This is a genomic window from Mesorhizobium sp. WSM4808, assembly GCF_055811675.1.
Genome location: NZ_JBVVQX010000094.1, coordinates 1 through 239, shown reverse-complemented (window position 1 = coordinate 239; position 239 = coordinate 1). Strand labels below are relative to the sequence as shown.

Below are 239 nucleotides of genomic sequence, written 5' to 3'. Positions count from 1 at the left end.
CCCGCCCCGCGCGGGCGCCCTTTGTGGGGTGGGGGGTGGGGCGGGTGTGGGGCGGTGGTGTTTTCTTTTTTTTCTTTGTGGTCCGGGCCGGGCGCGCCCCCCCCCCCCCCCCCACAAAAAAAAAAAAAGGGGGGGGGGGGGCTGGAGAGGCTTCAAAATAAAAAAAAAAAAATAACAAAAAGGACAGCACCAAAGAAATAAAAAAAAACAAAAAACAAAAAACAAAAAAAAACACAACA

Annotated in this window: 1 protein-coding gene; it reads right to left on the bottom strand. The window is 51.5% G+C overall.

The features are described from left to right. A partial coding sequence (locus AC0L2U_RS34820; protein WP_473603719.1) for a hypothetical protein occupies nucleotides 1–239 on the bottom strand: 239 nt, incomplete at both ends.